Below are 949 nucleotides of genomic sequence, written 5' to 3' on the forward strand. Positions count from 1 at the left end.
GTCGGCGGTGGCTGTTCCCTCGGGTTGCGCGGGGTGGTGAGGGCCTGCCGTCGACTCGTCGCCGAACGCCCGGGTGACGGTCCGGACCGCCTCGGTCAGCTCCCCCGGGATCACCCAGAACGTGTTGTTGTCGCTGCTCGCCAGGTGCGGGAGCGTCTCCAGGTACTTGTAGGCCAGGATCTTGGGGTCGGCGTTGTTGCGATGCACGGCCTGGAAGACCAGCTCCACCGCCTTGGCCTCGCCGTCCGCCCGCAGGATCATGGCCTGCTGCGTGCCCTGTGCCTCCAGGATGTCCTTCTGCTTCGTGCCTTCCGCGGTGAGGATCTTGGCCTGCCGCTCTCCTTCCGCGTGCAGGATGGCCGCCCGCTTGTCACGCTCGGCCCGCATCTGCTTCTCCATCGCCTCCTTGATGGTGTGCGGTGGATCGATGGCCTTGATCTCGACGCGGTTGACGCGGATGCCCCACTTGCCGGTGGCGTCGTCGAGGACGGCGCGCAACCGGGAGTTGATCTCCTCGCGAGAGGTGAGCGTCTCCTCCAGGTCCATGCTGCCGATGACGTTGCGCAGCGTGGTCACGGTGAGCTGGTCGATCGCCTGGAGGTAGTCGGCGACCTCGTACGCCGCCGCCCGCGGGTCCGTGATCTGGTAGTAGAGCACCGTGTCGATGTTCACCACGAGGTTGTCCTCGGTGATCACCGGCCGGGGGTCGGACGAATAGACCTGCTCGCGCACGTCGAGCTTGGTGTTGATCCGGTCGGCCACCGGCACGACCAGGTTCAGGCCGGGCTGCAGCGTCCGGCGGTACCGGCCGAACCGCTCGATGTTGTAGCGGCGGGCCTGCGGGACGATCCGCACCGTGGAGGCCACCAGGAAGACGATGACGAGGGCCGCCACGAGGATGGGGATGACAACTGGATCCACAGTGCCTCCGTTGCTGTGTGTTCAGCCG

At 67.1% G+C, this 949-nt stretch carries 1 protein-coding gene; it reads right to left on the reverse strand.

From position 1 onward, the window contains the following. Window positions 1-921, reverse strand: a 921-nt coding sequence (locus tag C1J00_RS43680) for an SPFH domain-containing protein (RefSeq protein WP_102914255.1), incomplete at its 3' end; no start/stop codon positions are given. Between the last annotated feature and the right edge of the window lie 28 nt (window positions 922-949).

Source organism: Streptomyces cahuitamycinicus (assembly GCF_002891435.1).
Lineage (GTDB): Bacteria > Actinomycetota > Actinomycetes > Streptomycetales > Streptomycetaceae > Streptomyces > Streptomyces cahuitamycinicus.